Below are 21,227 nucleotides of genomic sequence, written 5' to 3' on the forward strand. Positions count from 1 at the left end.
TCACAGGGCGGGTTGCGCACGATGAGTGCCAGGAGGTGCGAAACATGTCAGTAATCAGTTCCCGACCCGCGCTGCGGTGGCTCGTCCCCGCCGCGGCGGTGGCGGTGGTGGTCGGCGGAGGGGCCGCCGTCGGCACGTTCGCCGCGTCGGCCGAGCCGAGCCTGCCGCCGCGGACCGCCCAGCAACTGCTGGTCGACCTGCAGACGGCCCGGCTCGACGGGTTGTCCGGCACGGTGGTCCAGTCGGCCGACCTCGGCCTTCCCGCGCTGCCCGCCCTCAGCGGCGGCGGCAGCGGCTCGGCCGACATCGCGTCGCTGGTCACCGGCACCAACACGCTGCGCGTCTGGTATTCCGGGCCGGACAAGGCCCGGGTCGCGCTGATGGGCACGCTGGGCGAGACCGACGTGATCCGCAACGGGTCCGACCTGTGGCTGTGGTCGAGCCAGGAAAACAAGGCCAGCCACCGCAAGATCAGCGAGGCGGACACCGAGCCGCACGCGCTGCCGATGACCCCGCAGGAGGCGGCCGACCGGGCGCTGGCCGCGGTCGACCCCACGACGGAGGTCACCGTGGGGCGGTCCGCGACGATCGCCGGGCGCGACGCGTACGAGCTGGTGCTCGCCCCGCGCGACAAGACCTCGCTGGTGGGAGAGGTGCGGATCGCGATCGACGCCGCCGAGTACGTGCCGCTGCGGCTGGAGGTCTTCCCCAAGGGCACCGACCACACGGCGTTCCAGATCGCGTTCACCCAGGTCGAATTCGCCCGGCCGGACGACGAGCAGTTCGAGTTCAACCCGCCGCCCAACGCGAAGATCGAGGAGTCCGACGACACGCCGAAGGCCGGCGAGCAGCCGAAGGCACCGGAGGAGTCGAGCTTCACGACCGTGGGCGAGGGCTGGACGACGGTCGCCGTGATCAAGGGCACGCCGCCCACCCCGGCTTCCGACGCGGAGGCCAAGCAGGAGGCGCAGATGCTCGGCGCGCTCCCCTCGGTCAGCGGCGCGTGGGGCAGCGGTCGGCTGTTCACGAGCAAGCTGTTCAACGTCCTGCTGACGGACGACGGGCGGCTGTTCGCCGGGATGGTGGCTCCCGAGCGGTTGTATGAGGTAGCCCAGGAGCACAAGTGACCGCCTTCGCGGTCGAGACCAGCGGGCTCACGAAGCGGTTCGGACGCCAGGTCGCGGTCAACGCCGTCGACCTGGCGGTCCCCCGCGGGGCGGTCTACGGATTCCTGGGCCCCAACGGCTCGGGCAAGACCACGACGATCCGCATGCTCCTCGGCCTGATCCGGCCCACCTCGGGCGGCCACGCCCTGCTCGGCGAGCGGATGCCCGGCGGCGCCGGGACCGTGCTGCCCCGCGTGGGCGCGCTGGTCGAGGGGCCGGGCTTCCACCCGTACCTGTCCGGTTTCGACAATCTGCGGCGGCTCGACGCGGCCGACCGCACCGCGCGGCGGGACACCGCGCAGGCCCGCATCCGGACGGCACTGGACCGGGTCGGTCTGGGCGCGGCGGCCAGCAAGCGCTTCCGGGCGTACTCGCTGGGCATGCGGCAGCGGCTCGCGCTCGCCGCCGCGATGCTCGCCCCGCGCGACCTGCTGATCCTGGACGAGCCGACCAACGGGCTCGACCCGCAGGGCACGCGGGAGGTGCGGGCGCTGATCTTGGCGCTGGCCGCCGAGGGCGCGACGGTCATGCTCTCCACGCATCTGCTGTCCGAGGTCGAGCAGGTGTGCAGCCACGTCGGCGTCATGCACCAGGGCCGGCTGGTCGCCCAGTCCACATTGGAAGACCTGCGCAGCGGGGCCGCGCCGCGCGCCCAGGTCCGCACCGACCGGCCGGTCGACGCCGCCCGTGTCCTGCGGGAGCTGGGCCTGTCCGAGGTGGCCCACGACGGCGCCGGCGCCAGCGGCCTGCTGGGCCCGGTCGCGCCGGAGAAGGTGGTGGCCGCGCTCGTGCACGACGGCGTGCCGGTACGCGGCTTCGCGGTCGTCTCGGCCGACCTGGAGGAGCAGTTCGTCGGCCTGACCGGGGAGGGCTTCGATGTCAGCGGTTGACACGGCGGTGCCCGCCGCCACGACCGGCACGCGCCGCGCGGGCGCGATGCCGTTGCGGTTCTTCGCCTCCGAGCTGAGCCTGATCGGGCGGCGCCGCCGCAACCAGGCCGGCCTGGCGGTGCTGGCGGCGGTACCGATCATCATCGCGGTCGCGGTGAAGATGGCCAACCCGGACCCGTCCGAGTTCGCCGAGGGCGGGCCCAACTTCGTCGGCTCGATCACCAGCAACGGCCTCTTCGTGGCGCTCGCCGCGCTGGCCCTGGAGATCCAGCTGTTCCTGCCGATCGCGGTGGCGGCCGTCGCCGGTGACTCGGTCGCCGGCGAGGCCAACGTGGGCACGCTGCGGTATCTGCTCACCGTGCCGGTGCACCGCACCCGACTGCTGGCGGTCAAGTACGCCGCGATCGTGGTCGGCGCCTTTATCGCCACGGTGACGGTCGCCGGCACCGGCCTGCTGGTCGGGCTGGTGCTCTTCGGCGGTGGTGACCTCACCCTGCTGTCCGGCACGACGATCGGGCTGGGCGAGGCGCTGCTGCGGCTGCTGGCGATCTGTCTCTACATGACCGTCTGCCTGTCCGCGCTCGGCGCCGTCGGGCTGTTCATCTCGACGCTCACCGAGCAGCCGATGGGCGCCACGATCGCCATCACGATGCTGACGATGGCGAGCTGGATCCTCGGCGTGATCCCGCAGATCGACTGGCTCCATCCGTACCTGATCACGCACTGGTGGAACAGCTTCGGCGACCTGCTCCGCGACCCGGTGGCGTGGGATCCGCTGCGCAGCGGGCTGCTGTCCGCGGCGGCGTACATCGTCATCTTCCTGAGCGCGGCGTGGGCGAGGTTCGGCTCCCGCGACGTGACCTCGTAAGAGCCGTGCCACACGGCCGCGTCGGCGCCATGCGCGCCCGGCGTGGCCGCGTGGCATCGTGTGGCCGCCCGCCCCGGGGTCAATAGAAGCCGGCGCCGCCGCAGGTGGAGTAGAGCAGGTGACCGCGAAGCACCAGGCCGGAGCCGGGATCGGTGACCAGCTGCCGCACGCGGTCGAGCTCGGCCGGCGCCACACCGGCGGCCAGGTAGCGGCGGTGGTGGCGGGCCAGGTCGACCGCGAGCAGCAACGCGCCCGGCTCCCCCGCCGCCCAGACCGGCGCGTGGATCGCGGTGTCCACTGTGGTCAGGCCGGCGGCGCGGGCGGCGGTGTGCGCGCGGGGCGCCCAGCCCGGATCCACGCCGAGGGCGGGCAGGACCTGCTCGGCCAGCAGGCGCAGGCAGCGGTCGACCAGGTGGGCGTCGCGGGCGCTCGGCGCGGCCAGCACCGCGTCGTCCGGCCACAGGTGCCAGTCCTCCACGACCAGCGTGCCGCCGGGCGCCAGCGCGGCGGCCAGCCGGCGCAGCAGCGCCTCCGGATGCGGCGTGCGCATGAGCAGCAGCCGCGCACGGATCAGCGCGTACCGGCCGGGAGCGAGCAGGCCGGGCGGCAGCGGTTCGGCGTCCGCGACCACCACCTCGCCTTCCGTGCCGACCCGGTCGGCCAGCCAGACGGGTACGGCGCTGCCGCCAACACCGAGGTCCAGGCAGCGCGCGCCGGACAGGTGCGGGAGCCCGGCCAGCCGCCCGATGCTGAACGCGTCGAGGGCGGCGGCCAGGTACACCTCGCGGCGCACGTCGAGGTCGGTGTCGCTGGCCGTCCTCATCGGACCGAGCCGGTCACGAGGTCGAACGCCACCAGATCGGTGGTGGCGAGCTCGCCGGATCGGACCGAGCCGGTCACGAGGTCGAACGCCACCAGATCGGTGGTGGCGAGCTCGCCGGTGACGATGCCCGTACCGCGCAGGATCGCGACCGCGCGGGCGACCCGGGCCGGCTCGAAGACGCCGACCAGGCCGTTGGCGCGGATGTAGGGCGCCATCAGCTCGATCTCGGCGGCCGCGGTGACCGGGTCCGCCGTCGGCACGTACCTGCGCAGGATCTGGCCCGCCTCCGCCGGATGCGCGACGGCGTACACGAGGCCGGCCAGCAGCGCGTCGGCGAAGCGGCGCACCAGGTCGGGATCCTCGCGCAGCACGGTGGTGGAGGTGACGAGCGCGTTGCCATACAAGTCGGTGAGCACGTCGGAGTACGGCAGCACGACCGCCGGCCGGCCGCCCGCCGCCTTCTCCACCGCGGGCCGCGCCACCACGAACTGCCCCACGCCGTCGACCTTCCGGACAGCGAGAAGCTTCGGCATCTGCGCCGCCTCCACGCCGATCCACTTCACCGAGGCCGGGTCGATGCCGGCGAGCTTGGCGTACGCGGGGAACAGCAGCCATGGGGCGCCGCCCCGCACGCCGCCGATGGTGCGCCCGGCGAGGTCCCGGGGCGTCTCGACGCCGGTGCCGGACAGCGCGGTGACGGAGTTGAGCGTGCGCTGCTGGATCGCCGCGACCGCGCGCACGTCCTGGCGGTACTTGCCGTTGCCAAGCACGATCATCACCGCGGACAGGTCGTTGGCCGAGAACTGGGCCCGACCGGAGGCGAGCAGCCCCAGGTTCTCGACGGTGCCGGAGCCGGGCCGGATCTCCACCTCGATCCCGGCCTCGGCGAAGAAGCCCTTCTCCTTGGCGACCCACGCGTACGCTTCGCGGCCGAAGGCGCCGACCGCGGTCAGGTAGGTCACCTTGTCGGGCGGTGCGGTCTCCGGCTCCCCGCCGCTGTCGCAGGCGCCGGTCGCGAGTACGGCCACCAGTGCGGCGGCGGACACACGCTTGACGAGGTTCACATCTCCTCCGGGGGATGGAAAGGGGCGGGCGTGCCCACGCATGTGGCGCGTCTGCGGGAGGCGCGCGGGCACGCCCGCCGGTCTCGCCCAGCGGCGCGGAGTCGGTGTCGTCACACCGCCGGGGAGTCGTCTACAAGGGAGTGACCGGGGCGCGTTCGCACTCGCGCCCCGGGGTGGCCGGGATCGGGGATTGCCTCCCGGCCGGTGATGCGTCAGATTGCGGTGGTGCCTTTCCGGGGTCGTACTCGGGCCGGAACGCGTTGCCGCGTTCACTGGAAGCACGGTCTCGAATGGCGCTTTCTTGGGACAAGAAGACGATCGGGAAAGGCAATGCCGCCCAAGTGCTTGGCGTTGCGGGACAACGTGTTATCCCGGAAGCGCGCCAACTCCTTTGCCAGTTGCGACATAGCAAAAACGCGGTTTCCGCGCAGGGCCTGGCAACTGGTGCCCAGGACGTGGTAGAAAACTGACCGGATTCGGGCGGACGCACCCGACCGGATTCCCTTACCAGCAAATCCTTTCCACCGTTTGTTCGGGCCGGCTGCGGTGCACGCACAACTGCACGACCGACGCGTCCGCGCCATCGCCACATAGGGCATGGCCGCCAAGAGGTCCCTACGAGAGGTGGAAATGCCGACCAAACGAGAGCAGTTCGTCCAGACGATCCGGGCCCAGTGGCTCGGCCAGCGGATGCGTGAGCTACGCGAAGAGCGCGGCCTCACGCTGAAGTACATCGCGGCATACCTCGGCGTGGAGTTCTCCACGCTGGCGCGATACGAGCGGGCCGAGTGGCCGTTCCGACGTGACCACGTGGTCGCGCTCCTCGACGTCTACGGCGTGTACGACGAACGGGAGCGGGCGCAGCTCGTGCAGCTCGCCCAGGACGCGTGGCGGGTCAACCGCTGGGACGACGATTTCGAAGGAACCGTCTACGACCAGACCTTTGTGGACTACCCGTGGCTGGAGTCGCGGGCGGAGGAGATCTGCACCTACTCCACGATGGTCCTGCCCGGCCTCCTGCACACCCGCGACTACGCCGAGTCCGCGATTCGGTACAGCGAGGGCGCGCAGGCCAATCCGCAGAAGATCGACCGGTGGGTGCGACTGCGCATGGAGCGGCAGCTCATCCTCGACGAGAAGCCGCCCAAGCGCCTCGCCGCACTCGTGGAGGAATCGGTGTTGCGGCGCCAGATCGGCGGCCGGTTGGTGCTTCGCGCTCAACTCGAGCACCTCGCGCGCGCGGTGGAGCGGCCCCACGTCGAGGTGCGGGTGATCCCGACACAGGTGGGTCTGCACGCCGGACTGGGCGGCAGTTTCACGCTTTTCAAGATGCAGCGGCCATATCCGGAGGTGGCCTATGTGGAGCATCTCGGCGGGCGACTCTTCATGGAAGCCACTCGCGCGCATCGCTACTCGAAGGCGTACGATGGCTTGCGGGAGGTCGCACTCAGCACCACTGAGTCGATGGCGCTCATCGCAACACTCGCGGAGGAGTTGTCATGAGCGAGACACTGCCAGGCGTCGCCTGGCACATCAGCACCCGGAGCGACAATCTCGGCGGCAACTGCGTCGAGGCCGGCCCGCTTGCCGACGGCAGCGGCCGGGTCGCGGTGCGGCACAGCAAGGCCCCCGACGGCGCCACGATCGTCTACACCCGCTCGGAGTGGGAGGCGTTCATCGGCGGCGTCAAGGATGGCGAGTTCGACTTCGGCGCCTGACGGTCGAGTCGCCAGCGCTCACACCGCCTGACGGCCGAGCCGTTTCGCGGTCGAGGCGCCTGACGATCCGGCTCTGAGTGGGGGCAGGCGATCCTGCCCCCACTCAGGGTCTACTTTGGATGACTGTCACACGCGCTTCCAACCTTGCCACCGCCTCGTCGTGATGCACTCGACGAAAGACCCGGGCAGACCTCGCTACTGTCCGGTTGGCGGCGGGTCGCTACCGAGTTCCTCAGCCGTTTGCTCTGGCGGCGCCGCCCGATATTTGTCGAGGGCGGCCCGCCGTGGGTGATACGGGCGGGCGACGGTAGAGGCGACCTTCGACCACATGTCGCGTTCGGCGGCGATCGTGTCCGGGAGCCGCAGTCCCATCGCCTCGGCGAGCGGCTGGCGGCCGAGGTTGACCAGTGATCGCACGCCGGCGGCCCAGTCGTCGGTGGCCCGGATCGCGAGTTCGTACCAGACGCGGGTCAGCGCGAACGCCGCGACGGCGAGAAGGTAGAGCGGCCACGCACCGGGGGCCGCCACCAGCGTGCAGCCGAGGGTGGCGACCGCGAGGAGCAGGTTGCCGTAGAGCATGGCGATGGTCATGTCCACTGTGGTGCGTGCCTGTTCGACCTGTTTCGTGGTGCGTTCGGGAGCGGCGGCGCTCAGTTCGTACCACATCCGTTGCGAGTCGAGCCGAAACCGGTCGTACCCGTACTCCTCCAGCCGCCGGATCGCGTTGCCGAGCCGGGTCGGCACCACCTGCCGCTCGTCCACCGGGTAGCGACCCAGCCGTTCCCGCAACAGCCCCAACTGGGAGGCGCTGCGAGCCAGGTCCGCGCGGTACGGTTCGAGGCGCGGATCGGCGCGGACCTCGGCGAGGCGTTCGCGGTCATCGGCGTCGGTCAGCCGGCCGGCGTCCTCGAGCTGGGTGAGCTCGACCAGGTCGACCCGGCCGAGCAGCACCTGCCGCCGCTCGATCTGGCGGCGCCGCCACCGCTCCAGCACGGCGCCCGGCCGCCAGCCGTGTGGCTCGCCTACCTTGGGGCGCCAGCCGACGTAGCCCTCCAGGAGCCGGTACAGCGGGGTCTGGACCGCGGCGAGCAGGAGCCCGACCACGACGGCGGCGAGCCCGACCAGCAGTCCGTCCTGCGAGATGCCCCGTGCGCCGGCGAGTCCGGCGCCGGGCAGGACCACAAGCACGAAGACCAGCACGTTGAGCGCGGCGGGGAGGATCCAGCCGATGAGCAGCGGCCAGCCACCGCCGATGATGCCCTTGACGATGTCGCTCATCGGTCTGTCGGAAAGTCGGGTCCCGGCGGTGGACCGAAGACGCCTTCGTCCGGTCCGTCCCAGTCAGGCTCCGCCGTCACTGCGCCAGGTATGCCTCGCCCGTCCCAGCCCGGATCCTCGGCGGCCGGCGTGTCAAGGTCGTCCGGGCTGCGGATCCAGGCCTCCAGTACCTCATCTTCGTCGTAGATGGTGACCTTTCGGAAGTCGCGCAGCGGCACCGGGTCCGCGCCCTGACCAAGCGCCCGCCATGCCTCCTCGGTGAGTGCGAAGGTCAGCGGCGGGTCGACCGCCGGGCCGTGCAAAGCCCTGGCCAGGCGCAGCGCCCGGTCGGGGCCGGTGTCGTGGTCGATCACCAACAGCACCGGACCGGGCGCCGCGACGAGGTGGCCGGCCAGCACCGCCGGAAAGCGGATCGCCACAGCCGCCGGATGGACGCCCTCGGACGGTACGACCAGCACGAACCGGCCGCCACGCTCCTCGATCCGGACAGCTCCGACGGATTCGGCCGCGGAACGTACCGCCTCGTCGAGCGCGCGGAGGTCGTAATCGCCAGCGTCGACGACAAGGATCCAGGGGGGACTCATGATCCCAGCATCCTCTCAGACGCTGAGGCGCTCCAGCAGCCAGCTCACATGAGGCATCGTCGTGACGGTTTTCGCGTCGTGCTTCGCGTACCCTGGTCTGGTGACTGTCGCGGCCGGCCGAGTGTGTTCGGTGCCGTTGCTGCGCTGGTTCATGGTCGCGGGGGCGTTGTTCACGATCGCGCTGTTCGGTGGCGTGTCGTGTGGTGACAGTCCGCTGGCGCCGGTGTCCGTGGCGGGGCATGTCGCCTGCCCCAACATCATCTTGCAGGCTTCGCTGCCCGGCGGGCTGGAGGCCAAGGCGGACGGTGGCGCTTCGGATGGTGGGCACGGTCTCGGTGAGACTGCGGCCAGCGCCTGCCTGTTCGTGGTCGTGGCGCTGGCTGGGCTGGCGTTGGCCGACGCGGTTCGCGGCCCACTGCTGGCCTACTGGGCGTCCTGGTGGACCCGGCTTCGCGTTCCTCGCCTCCGAGTGCCGGCGTCGGTTCCGATGTGGGTGGCTGTGCTGCGCATATAGGCGCGGCCTGAATTCCTTTCCGCGGTAGCTCCACTGTGGCTTCCGCATGCCTGCCCACACCCGTTTGCCGACTCCGGCGTCAACCATGAATCGAGGACTCACCATGCCACCGCACAAGTCGAAAGCCCGCCGCGCTTCGGCCGGCAAGCAGCGCAAAGGCCCCGGATCCACCGCCGCCACGACCGCCCAGCAGGACCGCCCGCAGGTGCAAGCCGCCAAGAAAGCGGTACGCCAGGCGCGTCGGCGCGGCATGAGCACCAACCTGAAGGTGACGTTGAGCCTCGTCGCGGTCGCGGTGGTCGCGCTCGCCGTCGTGTTCGTGGTCAACCGGTCCGGCGGCGAGGACCTCCTCGCTGGCGAGGTGGCGCAGACCGTGGTCCGGGATGACAGCCACCGGCTCTCCACCGCCGCCGATGGCAAGGTCACCGTGGTGGAGTTCCTGGACTTCGAGTGCGAGGCGTGCGGCGCCGCCTACCCGGGCGTGGAGCGGCTACGCGAGGAGTACGGCGACCGGATCACGTACGTGGTGCGGTACTTCCCGATCGCCAGCCACCCCAACGCGTTCAACGCCGCACACGCCGCGGAGGCCGCCGCGCGGCAGGGCAAGTTCGAGCAGATGTACATCAAGCTCTTCGACAACCAGACCGCCTGGGGCCACAACCAGCAGTCCCAGGTGGAGACGTTCGTCGGGTACGCCAGCGAGCTGGGGCTTGACGTGGAGAAGTTCCGCGCGGACATGGCCGACCCAGCGGTGGAGGCCCGGGTGCGCGCGGACGCCCAGGACGGCGCGCTGTTGGGCGTTCAGGGGACGCCCACGTTCTTCGTCAATGGCGCCCGCTACGAGCAGGAACCCACCTACGAGGCATTGAAGAAGACCATCGACGACGCCTTGGCGCGGTAAGGAAGGGCACGTGTCCAGCACCGTCCACATCCGGCCGGACCGCCCCGACCGCGCCGAACCAGACCAGGCCAGCCCGATCAGCGACCGGCTGATCGGCTGGGTCCTGGCCGTCGGCGGGCTGCTCGGCGGCGCCGCCGCGTTCACCCTGACCGTGGAGAAGATCGCGCTGCTGCGCGACCCCGACTACACGCCCAGCTGCTCGATCAACCCGATCCTGTCCTGCGGCTCGGTCATGAACACGCCACAGGCCGAGGTGTTCGGCTTCCCCAACCCGCTGATCGGCGTGGCCATGTTTCCACTCGTGGTCGCCACCGGCGTCGCCGTACTTGGCGGCATCCGGCTGCCCCGCTGGTGGTGGCTCGGCCTTCAAGCCGGCACCATCTTCGGCATCGGGCTGGTGCACTGGCTGTTCGCGCAGAGCCTCTACCGGATCGGCGCCCTGTGCCCGTACTGCATGGTCGTATGGGTGGTCACGATCGTGCTCTTCTCGTATGTGACCTTGCACAACCTCGACCGTGGACACCTGCCGGTCCCGCCCTCGTGGCGAGCGGCGGTCACCGTGGTCACCCGGCTGCACACCGCGGTCCCGGTCGCCTGGCTGCTGATCCTGACAGTGCTGGTCGGCGAGGCTTTCTGGACCTACTGGCGCACCCTGCTGTGACGGCGGGCACGCGCCCTGGGTCACCTCCCGCGTCTCGGCCGCCCGCTGTGGGAACCGTGCCGCCAGCACGTCTCCCGCGGCGGGCGCCGGCGGTGGAGTAGCCACCGGGCGACCTGACGACTACTGGGCGACAGTCCAGCCACCGTCGACGACCAGCACCACGCCGTTGACGTACGCAGCCAGCGGGGACAGCAGGAACAGGATCGCGTGCGCGACGTTCTCGGGCGCGCCGAGGCGGCCGAGCGGCACGCGGGCCAGCGCTCGTTGCCCGACCGGGCTTGCCGCGAAGCCCGCCAGCCGCGGAGTGTTTATCATTCCGGGTGCCACCGCGTTGGCGCGCACCTCGCCAGCGCGGCAGGCCGCCAGGTGCCGGGTGTAGCCGGCGATCGCCGCCTTCGCGGCCGGATACCAGTCGGGCGAGGCGCCGATCGTCGTGCCGGCGACGGAGGCGACGTTGACGACCGCGCGGCGCGGCTCCGCCGATCCGGGCACGGAGGCCGGCGGCAAGGGCGTCGCCAGCCACGCCGTGGTGACCCGCCGTACGCTTCCGGCGCCGAGCAGGATCCCCTCGTCAAACGGCCGCTCCACCCCGCTTGGCGGGCCGGCGTTGTTGACCAGGTAACGAACCGGGCCGAGGCCGGCCAGCGCCGCGCCCACCTGCTCATCGTCGCCCACGTCGACCGTGGCGGCGACGGTGGCACCACCAACGGCGTCAGCAGTCGCCGCGGCGGCCGCACCGTCGATGTCCCAGGCGACAACCCGCAGGCCCAGCGCCGCCGCGGCGAACGCGGTGGCGCGCCCGATGCCGCTGCCGGCGCCGGTCACGATGACCGTGTCGCCGGGTGTGAAGCCGAGGTGCACGCCGCTCATCCCTCAGCCACGCGGGCCACCGGCGACGTAGATGACCTGGCCGGTGACGAAGCCGGCTCCCTCGGAGGCCAGGAACGAAACGGTGTGGGCGATGTCGTCCGGGTTGCCGACCCGGCGTACCGGTGTCTCCGCCGCCCGCTTCGCCTGGAACTCGGCGAAGTCGACGCCGACCCGCGCGGCCGTGGCCGCGGTCATCTCGGTGACGATGAAGCCGGGCGCGACCGCGTTGGCGGTCACCCCGAACGGACCCAGTTCGATCGCGAGCGTCTTGGTCAGGCCCTGTAGGCCGGCTTTGGCGGTCGCGTAGTTGGCCTGGCCGCGGTTGCCGAGCGCGGAGGTGCTTGACAGCGACACGATCCGGCCCCACTTCTGGTCGACCATGTGCTTCTGCACCGCCCGGGCGCACAGGAACGCGCCGCGCAGGTGGACCGCCATCACGGTGTCCCAGTCGTCGTCGCTCATCCTGAACAGCAGGTTGTCGCGGATCACGCCGGCGTTGTTGACCAAAACGGTCGGCGGCCCGAGTTCGTCGGCCACACGCGTCACCATCGCGTCGACGGCCGTGCGGTCGGACACGTCGGCGCCCACAGCGATGGCCCGGCCGCCTGCCAAACCGATTGCCTCCACTGTGGACTTCGTTGCGGTCTCGTCGAGGTCGACCACGGCCACGGCCAGGCCGTCGTCGGCCAGCCTGCGCGCGGTCGCCGCACCGATCCCTCGCGCGGCGCCGGTTACCACCGCTACTCGTGTGCTCATCTGTTTACCATCCCTTGACGGTCGGCAGGACCTGGTCGGCGAAGCGCTTGAGGTCGGCGTACGCCTCCTGGTGCGGAACTCCCCCGGTGGGTCCGGAGTGGACGATGTCGGTGATCGGAAGTGTGTCGGCGAACTGCTTCAGTGTCGCGGTCACCGTGTCGGCGTCCCCGACGAGTTCGAAGTCGCGGTACGCCTCCGGCGCCGGCGGCAGGCCGTAATGCAGATCTGGGTCGCCTATCTCGGCCCGGATACGCCGGTAGAAGTCCCAGCGTTCGAAGACGAGTTCGCGGCGGCGTTCCCAGACCTTGTCCGGGTGCTCATCGGTGACCGTGATCGACCACGGGTTGGAGATGCGTGCCCGCTTCCTCGGGATCCCGGCTTCCTTGAGGCCGGCGAAGTACGCGGCGTGGAACTCCGGGTCGACGGAGGCGCCGTGCAGGTGAGCGCCGACGCGACCGGCGCGACGGGCGGCGGGCGGCGCGGTCGCGGCCACCCACAGCGGCGGGTGTGGCTGTTGCAGCGGTGCCGGTTGCACGGAGATGTCCTTGAGGTCGTAGTACCTGCCGCTGAAGCTGAACGGCCGCTGTGTCCAGGCCAGCTTCAGCACCTCGATGCCTTCGTCCATCCTGGACGGTCGAGTCTTCGGGTTGTAGCCCAGCGCCCGGTACTCGGCCGCGCTGTGCCCGGAGCCGACGGTCACGTCGAGCCGCCCGCCGGAAAGGTGGTCGAGCACGGCGGTCTCCTGCGCGAGCTGCGCGGCGTGGTGCAGCGGCAGGATGTAGACGTATGAACCGATCCGGATCGTCCGCGTCCGCTCGGCCAGCAACGTGAGGAAGATCGGCACCGACGGCGCGTACCCGTCGGGTTGGAAGAAATGCTCCTGCACCATGATGTAGTCAAAACCCATCGCTTCGCACTCGACCATCAGGTGCAGGCAGTCTTCCCAGTGTTCGCGCCAGGGACGGTTCAACGGGTTGCGCATGTCCATCGTGAACCCGACGTACATGGTTGTATCCCTTCAGACGCGGTAGCAGCGTTCGGCGTTGGTGGCGAACAGCGCGGCGCGCTCGTCCTCGCCCAGGCTCTCGGTCGCGGCCAGGTACGCCTCGGCGAGTTGGGCGAACGGGCCGAACAGCGAATCGACCGGGAAGTTGCTGCCGAAGAAGGCGCGATCGACGCCGAACGTGTCCACGCAGGTGTCGATCCACGGCCGCAGCGCCGCGGCGTCGAGTGTGTGCAGCGTCATCGGCAGCGCCGAAATCTTGCAGGTGACGTTGTCGAGCCGGGACAGCTTCGCCAACCCGTCGGCCCACTCCCGCCGCTGCTCTGCCTCACCACCCTCGGGCCAGCCGGCATTGGCCAACACCACGGGAACTTGGGGATGTTCGCGCAGTACCGGCAGCCAGGCGTCGACCTCGCCCGGCCGGATCACCACATCGAAGACGTGGCTGCCATGTTCCAGCGCGGCCAGCAGCGCGGCGGTCGCCGAGTCGGTCGCGGCGAACCCGGTCAGCACCCGGATGCCCCGAAACAGCGGGCTCCGCGCCTGCTCGGCGACTGACTCGGCGATCGAGGCCGGGTCCGGGTCGACGGTGCCGATGACCGCACGGACCAGCCCCTGCTTCTTCGCGACCTCGTCGAGCCAGCGCGCCTCGGCCACGGAGGTGCCTGGGGCGGTGACCGCGGACTGGTGCACGACGCCATCGACATCGAGTCCGGAGCCGGCGACGTCGGCCCGGTAATCGGCTGGCAGGTAGTCGCGACGCAGCCCGGCCATCTCGCCGAGGCCGAAGTCGTCGCTCCCCTCGGGCGGGTCCAGGGCGGGGTACCACTTGTTGACGCTCAGGTGCCACAGATGCATGTGGCTGTCGAGAAATCGCATGGTCACCTCCTGATCATCGATGGACGAGGTCCGCGATCGCGGCAAGTTTGGCAACGTCGCCGGAGACGAGCAGCGTGGTGACAGCCGACTCACGCCAGGCGGCGAGGTCGTCGGCGATCTTCGCGGGCGGCCCGACGAGGGCGACTGCCTCCACCATCGCGAGCGGCACCGCGGCCGCCGCCTCGGCCTTGTGACCGGCCAGGTACAGGTCCTGGACGCGCGTGCACGCGGCCTCGAATCCCATCCGCGCGAAGACCTCGTAGTGGAAGTTCGCGCCCTTGGCGCCCATCCCGCCGACGTAGAGCGCGAGCAGCGGGCGTACCCGGTCGGCCGCCGCCTCCACGTCGTCGGCGATCTCGACCTCCACCTTGCAGGTGACCTCGAACGCGTCCTGGGTGTGGCGCGCGCCGGGCCGGCTGAAACCTTCGGCTAGCGCCTTCCGGTAGAACGCGTCGTCGCGCGCCGGGTAGAACACCGATATCCAGCCATCGGCGATCTCGGCGGCGAGCGCGACGTTGCGCGGGCCCTCGGCGGCGAGCATCACCGGCAGATCGGTCCGCAGCGGGTGGACCGTCGAGCGCAGCGCCTTGCCGAGTCCGGTGCCGCCCGGGTGCGGAAGCTGGTAGTGCTTGCCGTGGTACGCGACCCGCTCGCGGGCCAGCACCTGCCGGACGATCGCCACATACTCCCGGGTGCGTTCGAGCGGTCGCGGGTACGGCTGCCCGTACCAGCCCTCGACGACCTGCGGCCCGGAGGCGCCGAGCCCGAGCACGAACCTGCCGCCGGAGAGGTGGTCCAGTGTCATCGCGGCCATCGCGGTGGCCACCGGCGTACGCGCGGACATCTGCGCGATCCCCGTACCGAGCCGCATGCGGGTGGTCCGGCTGCCCAGCCACGCGAGCGGGGTCAGCGCGTCCGAGCCGTACGCCTCGGCTGCCCACATCGACTCGTAGCCGAGCCCTTCCGCGGTGGCGACGAGCTCGGCCAGGCCGGGGGGCGGTCCGGCCGACCAGTAGCTGAGCGCCAGCCCGAGCTTGAGCTGTCCGGCCATGTCAGCCCCGCTCCTCGGCGAGCAGCCGCCGCGCGATGATGATTTTCTGGATCTCGCTGGTGCCCTCGTAGATTCGGTAAAGGCGGGCGTCGCGGTAGAGGCGTTCGACCGGCACGCCGTGCATGTAGCCCATCCCGCCGTGCACCTGCACGGCCCGGTCGACGACGCGGCCGAGCATCTCGCTACAGAACAGCTTCGCCGCCGACGGGCCGATCCGCCGGTCACTGCCGTCGTCGTAGGTGCGGGCCGCGTCGAGCACCAGCGCGCGGCCGGCGCACAGGTCGGTCGCGGACTCGCCGAGGTGCGCCTGCACGAGCTGGAAGTCGCCGAGCGTGGTGCCGCCCTGCTTGGCGGAGGCGGCGTAGCGGACCGACTCGTCGACCAGGCGCTGCGCCATGCCCACGCAGCACGCGGCGATGTGTACCCGCCCGCGCGCCAGCGAGCGCATCGCAGCGGCGTACCCGGCGCTCTCCACCCCGCCGATCAATCGGTCCGAGGGCACGCGTACGCCGTCGAAATGGATCTCGGCGGTGGTGGAGCCGCGCTGGCCCATCTTCTTGTCACGGGGGCCGACGGTGACCCCAGGTGTGTCGGTGTCGACGACGAACACCGAGATGCCGGCGGCGCCGGGTCCCCCGGTGCGGGCGAACACGATCAGGATGGTGGACCAGTTGGCGTTGGTGATGAAGCGCTTGTGGCCGTCGATGACGTAGTCGTCGCCGTCACGTACCGCCCTGGTCCGCAGCCCGCTGGGGTCCGAGCCGGCCTCCGGCTCGGTCAGCGCGAAGGAGGCGACGCACTCGCCGGTGGCCATCCGCGGCAGGAAGCGCTTCTTCTGCTCGTCGGTGCCGAAGTTGGCCAGAACCTGCCCGGCGATGCCGTTGTTGGTGCCGAACATCGACCGGAACGCCGGGGTGGTGTAGCCGAACTCGATGGCCAGTCGGGCGTCCTGGAGTGTGGTCAGCCCGAGGCCGCCGTACTCCTCCGGCAGGGCGTACCCGAACAGGCCCATATCCGCCGCGCCGCGGCGGATCGCCTCGGGGATCTCGTCGGTCTCCTCGATGACGTCCTCGGCCGGCACGACGACCTCGCGCACGTACGCCCGGACGGTCCGCAGGATCTCCTGGAACTCGGCTTCCTCCATCAGCGGCCTTCCTGTCTATCTTAAATAAGATAGCAGGTTAGCGTCTCAAGTAGGTCGTCTGTTCCGCCACCCCCACCAGCCGTGTGCCGGCCGACCACAGGCTCGCGCGGCCGACGGTGAACCGCTCCCCCCGCGCGACGAGCCCGATGTCGACCAGCACCCACTCGTCGACCTCGCCGTCGAACACGCGCAGCGTGGCGCTGACCGTACTGGCCCGCACGAGCGTCGGCTCCAGCCGGCGCATCAGGTACGGGATGTGGTCGCTGGCCACGGCAAGCCGTACCTCGTCCGGGACAGGCACGCGGGTACGCACCCACAGCCGCACCCGGCTGGCGTCACCCGCGTCGAGGCGCTCGCCGGCGACCCGGACGTCGAGCAGCGCGCCTACCCCCGGACCGGGCCCCAGGGTGTAGCGCCGCTCCGGGCAGTCGCCCGGCGGCGGTACGTCCGGCGGCGCCGCCGCCGTCTCGACCGGCCCCGGCCGGGGGCCGACCACCGCGGTGCCGCCGAGGACGAGTTGGCCGTCGACGTAGGCGTCGACGCGGCTGTGCCGCAGGGTACGCCCGGCCACGCCGACCTCGTGCCGCACGGACAGCAGGCTGCTGACGCGGACCGGGCGGTAGAACCCGGCGGCGAGGTCGATCACGGACCCGTCCCCGTCGCCGCGCGCGGCCTCGACGAGGAGCCCCAGGCCCCAGCCGCCGAAGAACCATCCGTCGCCACTGCACAGCTCCGGCACCGCGACCAGCTCTCCGGTCAGCCCGCTGACCGGCCATGCCGTGACCGTCACGCGGGCGACCGCTGCGCGACCGCGGCCCGGAGGTCGCGCTTGAGGAGCTTGCCGCTGGCGTTGCGGGGAAGTGCGGTCACGAACTCGACCCCGCGCGGCACCTTGAAGTTGGCCAGCCGCTGGCGGATCCAGGCGATGATCTCGTCGGCGTCGGGCTCCGCGCCGCGCCTCGGCACCACGTACGCCCGGGGCACCTCGCCGAGCCGCTCGTCGGGTACGCCGATGACCGCGACCTCGGCGATCGCCGGATGGCGGGCAAGCGCCTGCTCGATCTCCGCGGGCGAGACTGTGAACCCGCCGACGAAGAACAGGTCCTTCAGCCGGTCGGTGATCTTCAGGTTGCCGTCCGCGTCGAGTGTGCCGATGTCGCCCGAGTGCAACCAGCCTTCGGCGTCGATGGTGGCGGCGGTGGTTTCCGGGTCGTCCCAGTAGCCGGGGGTTACGTTCTCGCCGCGGATCAGCACCTCGCCTGGCTCGCCGGGCGGCAACGGGTTGCCGTCGAGGTCGACCACGCGCAGCTCGATCCCGGGCAGCGCACGGCCGCTGGTGTTGGCGATCAACTCGGCACCGTCGCCCTCGCGGCACATGGTCGCGGTGCCGAAGCACTCGGTCATCCCGTACGCGGTGATGAACCGCTCGAAGGGCAGGTCGGTGCGGGCCCGCTCGACCAGAGCCACCGGCACGACCGCCGCGCCGGTGGCGGCGACCCGCAGCGACGACAGGTCGTACGCCTCCCGGTCGGCCGACTCGAGCAGGGAGTAGAAGACGGTCGGCGGTCCGTTCATCACCGACACCCCGTGGTCCTGGATCATGCGCAGCACCTCGCGAGTGTCGAAGACCCGCAGGGGCACGATCGTCAGCCCCCGCATGAGCGAGGTGATCATGCCGGCCTTGTTGCCGGCGGTGTGGAAGAGCGGGTTGCTGACCAGGTAGCGGTCGCCGCGGCGCAGGCCCCAGATGCGGCCGTACTTCTCGTACAGGTCGAGTGAGTAGCCGTGCGGGATCGTGACCCCTTTGGCGCGGCCCGTCGTACCAGACGTGAAGATGATCTCGGCAAGGTCGCTGGGCTCGACGGCCAGCGCGCTCTCCCGTGCCGTCTCGGCGGAGACCGTGCCCGCGCCGGCCAGGAAGTCGTGCCAGCCGGTGACACCGGGCTTCGCTGCGCCGGCGTCCGCGATGTCGACCAGGGGTACGCCGGTCAGCACTCCCGGCTCCTCGCGCAGCGCGCCCGCGTAGTCGTACCCGAGGAAGCCGTCCTCCATGAACACCGCCGCCGCGTCGACACGGGTGAGGATGTCGCGGGCCTCCGGGCCGCGGAAGCGGGTGTTGAGCGGGACGACCGTCGCGCCGGCGCAGTGCAGGCCGAGCGACATGATGATCCAACGCTGCGAGTTGGGCGCCCACAGGCCGACCCGGTCGCCGCGCCGGATGCCCATCGCGATCGCGGCGCGGGCGACGTCGAACGCCGCCTCGCGCAGCGCCGTGTATGTCAGGCGGACGTCCTCGTCGATGACCGCGAGGTCGTCCGGGAAGCGGGCGGCACTGGCCAGGAGCATGCGTGGTGTGGTGCGCTCCGGCGCGCGCTCGGCTGCCGGTGCGGCGGGGTCTTCGGGGGGTGTCTGTTCGGGCACTTCCGGCTCCTTGGTCACTCTCCGCTGAATTGCGGCGGCCGTTTTTGGACGAACGCGGTCAGGCCCTCGCGGAAGTCCTTGCTGCGGGAGGAGATCTCCAGCGAGAAGCCCTCGGCCCGCAGTTGGTCGTCGAGCCGCTGGTCGGCCGCCTGGTTGATCAGCGCCTTGGTGAGGCCGAGCGCCACCGTCGGTCCGCCCGCGAGCCGGCTGGCCAGCGCGTGCGCCACGGAGCCCGCTTCGCCGGCGGCCACGACCTCGTGGACGATCCCCCACTCCGCCGCGGTACGCGCGTCGAGCCGCTCGCCGAGCAGCAGCAGGCGGCGGGCCCGCAACGGCCCGACTGCCCGGGTCACCAGCCAGGTCGCGCCGCTGTCCGGGGTCATCCCCCGGGTGATGAACGGCTCCCAGAACGTGGTGGTCTCGTCGGCGACCACGAAGTCGCTGGCCAGCGCGAGCTGCATGCCGATGCCGACCGCGTATCCACTGACCGCCGCGACGACCGGCACCTGGAGCGCGCACAGTTGGGGGATGAGCCGGTGCGCCTGCGACGGGAGCCGCCGCTGGATCGCGCCCACCCGGGGACGGTTGGTGGGGTCGGCGTTGCGGCGCACGATGTCGAAGCCGCTACAGAAGTCGTCGCCCTCGCCGGAGAGCACGACGGCGCGCACCTTCTCGTCGTTGTGGGCCGTCTCCAGCGCGTCGTTGAGCGCGCGGATGCCATCGTCGTTGAGCGCGTTGCGCCGGCCAGGGTCGTTGATGCGCAGGCTGAGAAGGCCGTCGCTTAGGTCGATCTTGACGCTGTCCAACGTCGGGTACGGCCTTAACATGCAAGCATTATAAAGATGGAAGGTCTGTAACGTCAGCCCCACTCGCATGTACTAGCTATCTTTACTATGATTGAATAGCGGAGCTGAACGGGACAGAGAGGGCTTCCATGAGCGTTGCACCAACGGAGGGCGAGCTGCCCACGGTCGCCCCCGGCAACGCTTCCCTACCGCATCTGCTGGACGGACACCCCGCGACGCCGGACACCACGATCGTCCACATGGAAAGCGGGTCGCTGACCCTCGCCGAGCTGCGGGACGCCGTGGCGCGGGTCGCCGCCGCCATCACCAGCGCCGGCATCCGGCCTGGGCACGCCGTGGGCGGCCTGGTCGGTTCGGGCCCTGCGGGCGTGGTCGTGATGTTCGCCGTCTGGACCGCCGGTGCGGTCTACATCCCGATCAACCGGCGTGCCGCACCCCGCGAGGTCGCCGGGCTGATCTCGGAGACCGCGGCCGACATGTTGCTGGGTACGCCCGAAGACCTCGACCGGCAGCACGTCGATGTCGGCATGGTCGAGCTGGACGAGTCGACGTGGGACGCGCGGGTGCGTCGCCCGCGCTCGGGTGGCGGCAATACGTACGCCCCCGATGTCGCGATGGTGCTGCGCACGTCGGGCACCACCGGGAAGCCGAAGGCAGTGCTGCTGCGCCACCAGAGCACGATCGACGCGCTCGACTCGAGCCTACGCAAGCTCGCCCGCCGCCGGGGCCCGCGACCGCGACGCGACCCCGGCGCCACGCGGGTCAACCTGATCCCACTCTCGCTGGCGCTGTGGAGTGGGATCTTCAACACACTTTTCGCGTTGCGTGCCGGTTTCGGCGTGGTGCTGCTGGAGCGCTTCTCCCCCAATTCGTTCGCCAGCGCGGTACGCGCGCACGGCATCAAGTCCACTGTGCTCCCTCCGGCGATGATCAGCGCGCTTTGCGACAGCGACGTCGAATCGCTGGCTCCGCTCGAGATCGTGCGCTCGATCACCGCGCCGCTGTCGCCCGCGACCGCGCGCCGGTTCCGCGACCGGTTCGGGGTGCTGGTGCTGAACTCGTACGGCCAGACCGAACTGGGCGGCGAGGTCGTCGGCTGGACGATCGAGGACATCCGGCGGTTCGGCGACGCGAAGCTCGGCGCGGCGGGCCGCCCGTACGACGACGTGGACGTGCGGATCCTCGACGACGACCGAGGCGAGCTCGGCATCGACCAGTCCGGGCACATCCACATCCGCTCGCCGTTCCGGATGCGTGGGTACGCCACCGGTGGCAGCCAGGATCCACCACCCGGCGACCGATTCGTCGACGGGTTCCTGAGCACCGGCGACATCGGCCGGCTGGACACGGACGGGTTCCTCTGGATCGAGGGCCGGGTCAGCGACATGATCAACCGCGGCGGGCTGAAGGTCTTCCCGGACGAGGTCGAGGAAGTCCTGCGTCGGCATCCGGCGGTACGCGAGGCCGCGGTCGCCGGGGTGCCGGACAGCCGGCTCGGCGAGGTACCGTACGCCTGGATCGTGGCCGTCGACGGCGAGTCGGTCGACGGGGCAGCGCTGGCCGCGTGGTGCCGGCAACACCTGGCGCCCTACAAGATCCCGGTCGAGTTTCTGGCCGCCGACGAGCTGCCCCGCTCGGACCTCGGCAAGCTGCTGCGCCGGGAGCTCCGGGCCGGCGTCGAGCGCCCGTGAGGTGAAGCATCTCCCCGTAGCACACCGGCGCCGGTGTCCCACGGCGGCTCCGACGGAGCCAGCGCACCTCATACCTCTACTTAGGGTACAATGATTGTATAGTTGGCAAGACGCATTGGACACGTGCTGCCTTGACTAG

Annotated in this window: 22 protein-coding genes; 9 read left to right on the top strand and 13 right to left on the bottom strand. The window is 70.9% G+C overall.

Annotated elements, in window-relative coordinates:
* The first annotated feature begins 44 nt into the window (after positions 1–44).
* The 3 genes from ACFFIA_RS06285 to ACFFIA_RS06295 are packed head-to-tail and all read left to right on the top strand — an operon-like array spanning position 45 to position 2,924.
* Complete coding sequence (locus ACFFIA_RS06285; RefSeq protein ID WP_377246821.1) at positions 45–1,127, top strand: LolA family protein; 1,083 nt, start codon at positions 45–47, stop codon at positions 1,125–1,127.
* Positions 1,124–2,056 carry an ABC transporter ATP-binding protein gene (locus tag ACFFIA_RS06290; RefSeq protein WP_377246824.1) on the top strand — a complete coding sequence of 311 codons (933 nt, stop codon included), beginning with the start codon at positions 1,124–1,126 and terminating at the stop codon, positions 2,054–2,056. The genes ACFFIA_RS06285 and ACFFIA_RS06290 overlap by 4 nt, the downstream gene beginning before the upstream one ends.
* Positions 2,043–2,924, top strand: a complete 882-nt coding sequence (locus ACFFIA_RS06295) for an ABC transporter permease (RefSeq protein ID WP_377246827.1) — start codon at positions 2,043–2,045, stop codon at positions 2,922–2,924. Before ACFFIA_RS06290 ends, ACFFIA_RS06295 begins: the two co-directional genes overlap by 14 nt.
* Positions 2,925–3,003: 79 nt before the next feature.
* Here ACFFIA_RS06295 and ACFFIA_RS06300 read toward each other — a convergent pair whose 3' ends face one another.
* Together ACFFIA_RS06300 and ACFFIA_RS06305 are read right to left on the bottom strand one after the other, a co-directional pair.
* The gene (locus ACFFIA_RS06300) at positions 3,004–3,747 is read right to left on the bottom strand and encodes a methyltransferase domain-containing protein (protein ID WP_377246830.1); all 744 of its coding nucleotides are present in this window, start codon (positions 3,745–3,747) and stop codon (positions 3,004–3,006) included.
* Entirely contained in the window at positions 3,744–4,811 is a 1,068-nt protein-coding gene (locus ACFFIA_RS06305) for an ABC transporter substrate-binding protein (protein ID WP_377246833.1), read from the bottom strand. The genes ACFFIA_RS06300 and ACFFIA_RS06305 overlap by 4 nt, the downstream gene beginning before the upstream one ends.
* A 630-nt stretch (positions 4,812–5,441) precedes the next feature.
* Between ACFFIA_RS06305 and ACFFIA_RS06310 the strand changes: the two genes are divergently transcribed.
* Together ACFFIA_RS06310 and ACFFIA_RS06315 are read left to right on the top strand one after the other, a co-directional pair.
* Positions 5,442–6,314 carry a helix-turn-helix domain-containing protein gene (locus tag ACFFIA_RS06310; protein ID WP_377246836.1) on the top strand — a complete coding sequence of 291 codons (873 nt, stop codon included), beginning with the start codon at positions 5,442–5,444 and terminating at the stop codon, positions 6,312–6,314.
* Positions 6,311–6,529: a DUF397 domain-containing protein gene (locus tag ACFFIA_RS06315; RefSeq protein WP_377246839.1), complete on the top strand. Its 219-nt coding sequence runs from the start codon at positions 6,311–6,313 to the stop codon at positions 6,527–6,529. Before ACFFIA_RS06310 ends, ACFFIA_RS06315 begins: the two co-directional genes overlap by 4 nt.
* 195 nt (positions 6,530–6,724) lie before the next feature.
* On the opposite strand, the gene ACFFIA_RS06320 is transcribed toward ACFFIA_RS06315, so the two are convergent.
* Both ACFFIA_RS06320 and ACFFIA_RS06325 read right to left on the bottom strand, forming a co-directional pair.
* Positions 6,725–7,807, bottom strand: a complete 1,083-nt coding sequence (locus ACFFIA_RS06320; protein WP_377246842.1) for a hypothetical protein — start codon at positions 7,805–7,807, stop codon at positions 6,725–6,727.
* Positions 7,804–8,391 (bottom strand): hypothetical protein, encoded by a 588-nt coding sequence (locus tag ACFFIA_RS06325; RefSeq protein ID WP_377246845.1) that lies wholly within the window; start codon positions 8,389–8,391, stop codon positions 7,804–7,806. The genes ACFFIA_RS06320 and ACFFIA_RS06325 overlap by 4 nt, the downstream gene beginning before the upstream one ends.
* A gap of 100 nt (positions 8,392–8,491) precedes the next feature.
* Between ACFFIA_RS06325 and ACFFIA_RS06330 the strand changes: the two genes are divergently transcribed.
* The 3 genes from ACFFIA_RS06330 to ACFFIA_RS06340 all read left to right on the top strand — a co-directional run bounded on the left by ACFFIA_RS06330 (position 8,492) and on the right by ACFFIA_RS06340 (position 10,467).
* Positions 8,492–8,905, top strand: a complete 414-nt coding sequence (locus ACFFIA_RS06330; RefSeq protein WP_377246848.1) for a hypothetical protein — start codon at positions 8,492–8,494, stop codon at positions 8,903–8,905.
* A 250-nt stretch (positions 8,906–9,155) separates the two neighbouring features.
* Positions 9,156–9,806, top strand: coding sequence for a DsbA family protein (locus tag ACFFIA_RS06335; RefSeq protein WP_377247042.1), 651 nt, complete (start codon positions 9,156–9,158; stop codon positions 9,804–9,806).
* A gap of 28 nt (positions 9,807–9,834) precedes the next feature.
* Positions 9,835–10,467, top strand: coding sequence for a vitamin K epoxide reductase family protein (locus ACFFIA_RS06340; protein ID WP_377247045.1), 633 nt, complete (start codon positions 9,835–9,837; stop codon positions 10,465–10,467).
* A 120-nt stretch (positions 10,468–10,587) separates the two neighbouring features.
* Here the strand turns inward: ACFFIA_RS06340 and ACFFIA_RS06345 are convergent, their stop codons facing one another.
* The 9 genes from ACFFIA_RS06345 to ACFFIA_RS06385 are packed head-to-tail and all read right to left on the bottom strand — an operon-like array spanning position 10,588 to position 19,418.
* A complete protein-coding gene (locus ACFFIA_RS06345) occupies positions 10,588–11,337 on the bottom strand; it encodes an SDR family NAD(P)-dependent oxidoreductase (protein WP_377246851.1) in 750 nt (249 codons plus the stop codon).
* A 3-nt stretch (positions 11,338–11,340) separates the two neighbouring features.
* Complete coding sequence (gene fabG / locus ACFFIA_RS06350) at positions 11,341–12,093, bottom strand: 3-oxoacyl-ACP reductase FabG (protein ID WP_377246854.1); 753 nt, start codon at positions 12,091–12,093, stop codon at positions 11,341–11,343.
* Positions 12,094–12,097: 4 nt separating this feature from the next.
* Complete coding sequence (locus ACFFIA_RS06355) at positions 12,098–13,099, bottom strand: LLM class flavin-dependent oxidoreductase (RefSeq protein WP_377246857.1); 1,002 nt, start codon at positions 13,097–13,099, stop codon at positions 12,098–12,100.
* 12 nt (positions 13,100–13,111) lie between these two features.
* Positions 13,112–13,975, bottom strand: coding sequence for an amidohydrolase family protein (locus ACFFIA_RS06360; RefSeq protein WP_377246860.1), 864 nt, complete (start codon positions 13,973–13,975; stop codon positions 13,112–13,114).
* Between the two features lie 13 nt (positions 13,976–13,988).
* Complete coding sequence (locus ACFFIA_RS06365; protein ID WP_377246863.1) at positions 13,989–15,026, bottom strand: LLM class F420-dependent oxidoreductase; 1,038 nt, start codon at positions 15,024–15,026, stop codon at positions 13,989–13,991.
* A 1-nt stretch (position 15,027) separates the two neighbouring features.
* Positions 15,028–16,170 (bottom strand): acyl-CoA dehydrogenase family protein, encoded by a 1,143-nt coding sequence (locus tag ACFFIA_RS06370; RefSeq protein ID WP_377246866.1) that lies wholly within the window; start codon positions 16,168–16,170, stop codon positions 15,028–15,030.
* Positions 16,171–16,207: 37 nt separating this feature from the next.
* A complete protein-coding gene (locus tag ACFFIA_RS06375) occupies positions 16,208–16,960 on the bottom strand; it encodes a hypothetical protein (RefSeq protein ID WP_377246869.1) in 753 nt (250 codons plus the stop codon).
* A complete protein-coding gene (locus ACFFIA_RS06380) occupies positions 16,957–18,591 on the bottom strand; it encodes a FadD3 family acyl-CoA ligase (RefSeq protein ID WP_377246872.1) in 1,635 nt (544 codons plus the stop codon). The genes ACFFIA_RS06375 and ACFFIA_RS06380 overlap by 4 nt, the downstream gene beginning before the upstream one ends.
* Positions 18,592–18,605: 14 nt before the next feature.
* A complete protein-coding gene (locus ACFFIA_RS06385; protein ID WP_377246875.1) occupies positions 18,606–19,418 on the bottom strand; it encodes an enoyl-CoA hydratase-related protein in 813 nt (270 codons plus the stop codon).
* Positions 19,419–19,525: 107 nt separating this feature from the next.
* On the opposite strand from ACFFIA_RS06385, the gene ACFFIA_RS06390 reads away from it, so the two are divergent.
* Entirely contained in the window at positions 19,526–21,088 is a 1,563-nt protein-coding gene (locus tag ACFFIA_RS06390; RefSeq protein ID WP_377246878.1) for a class I adenylate-forming enzyme family protein, read from the top strand.
* Positions 21,089–21,227: the final 139 nt, after the last annotated feature.

The organism is Phytohabitans kaempferiae, from assembly GCF_042433955.1.
Classification (GTDB): domain Bacteria; phylum Actinomycetota; class Actinomycetes; order Mycobacteriales; family Micromonosporaceae; genus Phytohabitans; species Phytohabitans kaempferiae.

Bases quoted from the DNA above. Each gene is read 5' to 3' on its own strand.
- ACFFIA_RS06285 (WP_377246821.1), top strand. From the start codon at position 45: ATGTCAGTAATCAGTTCCCGACCCGCGCTGCGGTGGCTCGTCCCCGCC.
- ACFFIA_RS06295 (WP_377246827.1), top strand. From the start codon at position 2,043: ATGTCAGCGGTTGACACGGCGGTGCCCGCCGCCACGACCGGCACGCGC.
- ACFFIA_RS06300 (WP_377246830.1), bottom strand. From the start codon at position 3,747: ATGAGGACGGCCAGCGACACCGACCTCGACGTGCGCCGCGAGGTGTAC.
- ACFFIA_RS06310 (WP_377246836.1), top strand. From the start codon at position 5,442: ATGCCGACCAAACGAGAGCAGTTCGTCCAGACGATCCGGGCCCAGTGG.
- ACFFIA_RS06315 (WP_377246839.1), top strand. From the start codon at position 6,311: ATGAGCGAGACACTGCCAGGCGTCGCCTGGCACATCAGCACCCGGAGC.
- ACFFIA_RS06320 (WP_377246842.1), bottom strand. From the start codon at position 7,807: ATGAGCGACATCGTCAAGGGCATCATCGGCGGTGGCTGGCCGCTGCTC.
- ACFFIA_RS06325 (WP_377246845.1), bottom strand. From the start codon at position 8,391: ATGAGTCCCCCCTGGATCCTTGTCGTCGACGCTGGCGATTACGACCTC.
- ACFFIA_RS06335 (WP_377247042.1), top strand. From the start codon at position 9,156: ATGAGCACCAACCTGAAGGTGACGTTGAGCCTCGTCGCGGTCGCGGTG.
- ACFFIA_RS06345 (WP_377246851.1), bottom strand. From the start codon at position 11,337: ATGAGCGGCGTGCACCTCGGCTTCACACCCGGCGACACGGTCATCGTG.
- fabG (WP_377246854.1), bottom strand. From the start codon at position 12,093: ATGAGCACACGAGTAGCGGTGGTAACCGGCGCCGCGCGAGGGATCGGT.
- ACFFIA_RS06355 (WP_377246857.1), bottom strand. From the start codon at position 13,099: ATGTACGTCGGGTTCACGATGGACATGCGCAACCCGTTGAACCGTCCC.
- ACFFIA_RS06360 (WP_377246860.1), bottom strand. From the start codon at position 13,975: ATGCGATTTCTCGACAGCCACATGCATCTGTGGCACCTGAGCGTCAAC.
- ACFFIA_RS06365 (WP_377246863.1), bottom strand. From the start codon at position 15,026: ATGGCCGGACAGCTCAAGCTCGGGCTGGCGCTCAGCTACTGGTCGGCC.
- ACFFIA_RS06370 (WP_377246866.1), bottom strand. From the start codon at position 16,170: ATGGAGGAAGCCGAGTTCCAGGAGATCCTGCGGACCGTCCGGGCGTAC.
- ACFFIA_RS06385 (WP_377246875.1), bottom strand. From the start codon at position 19,418: ATGTTAAGGCCGTACCCGACGTTGGACAGCGTCAAGATCGACCTAAGC.
- ACFFIA_RS06390 (WP_377246878.1), top strand. From the start codon at position 19,526: ATGAGCGTTGCACCAACGGAGGGCGAGCTGCCCACGGTCGCCCCCGGC.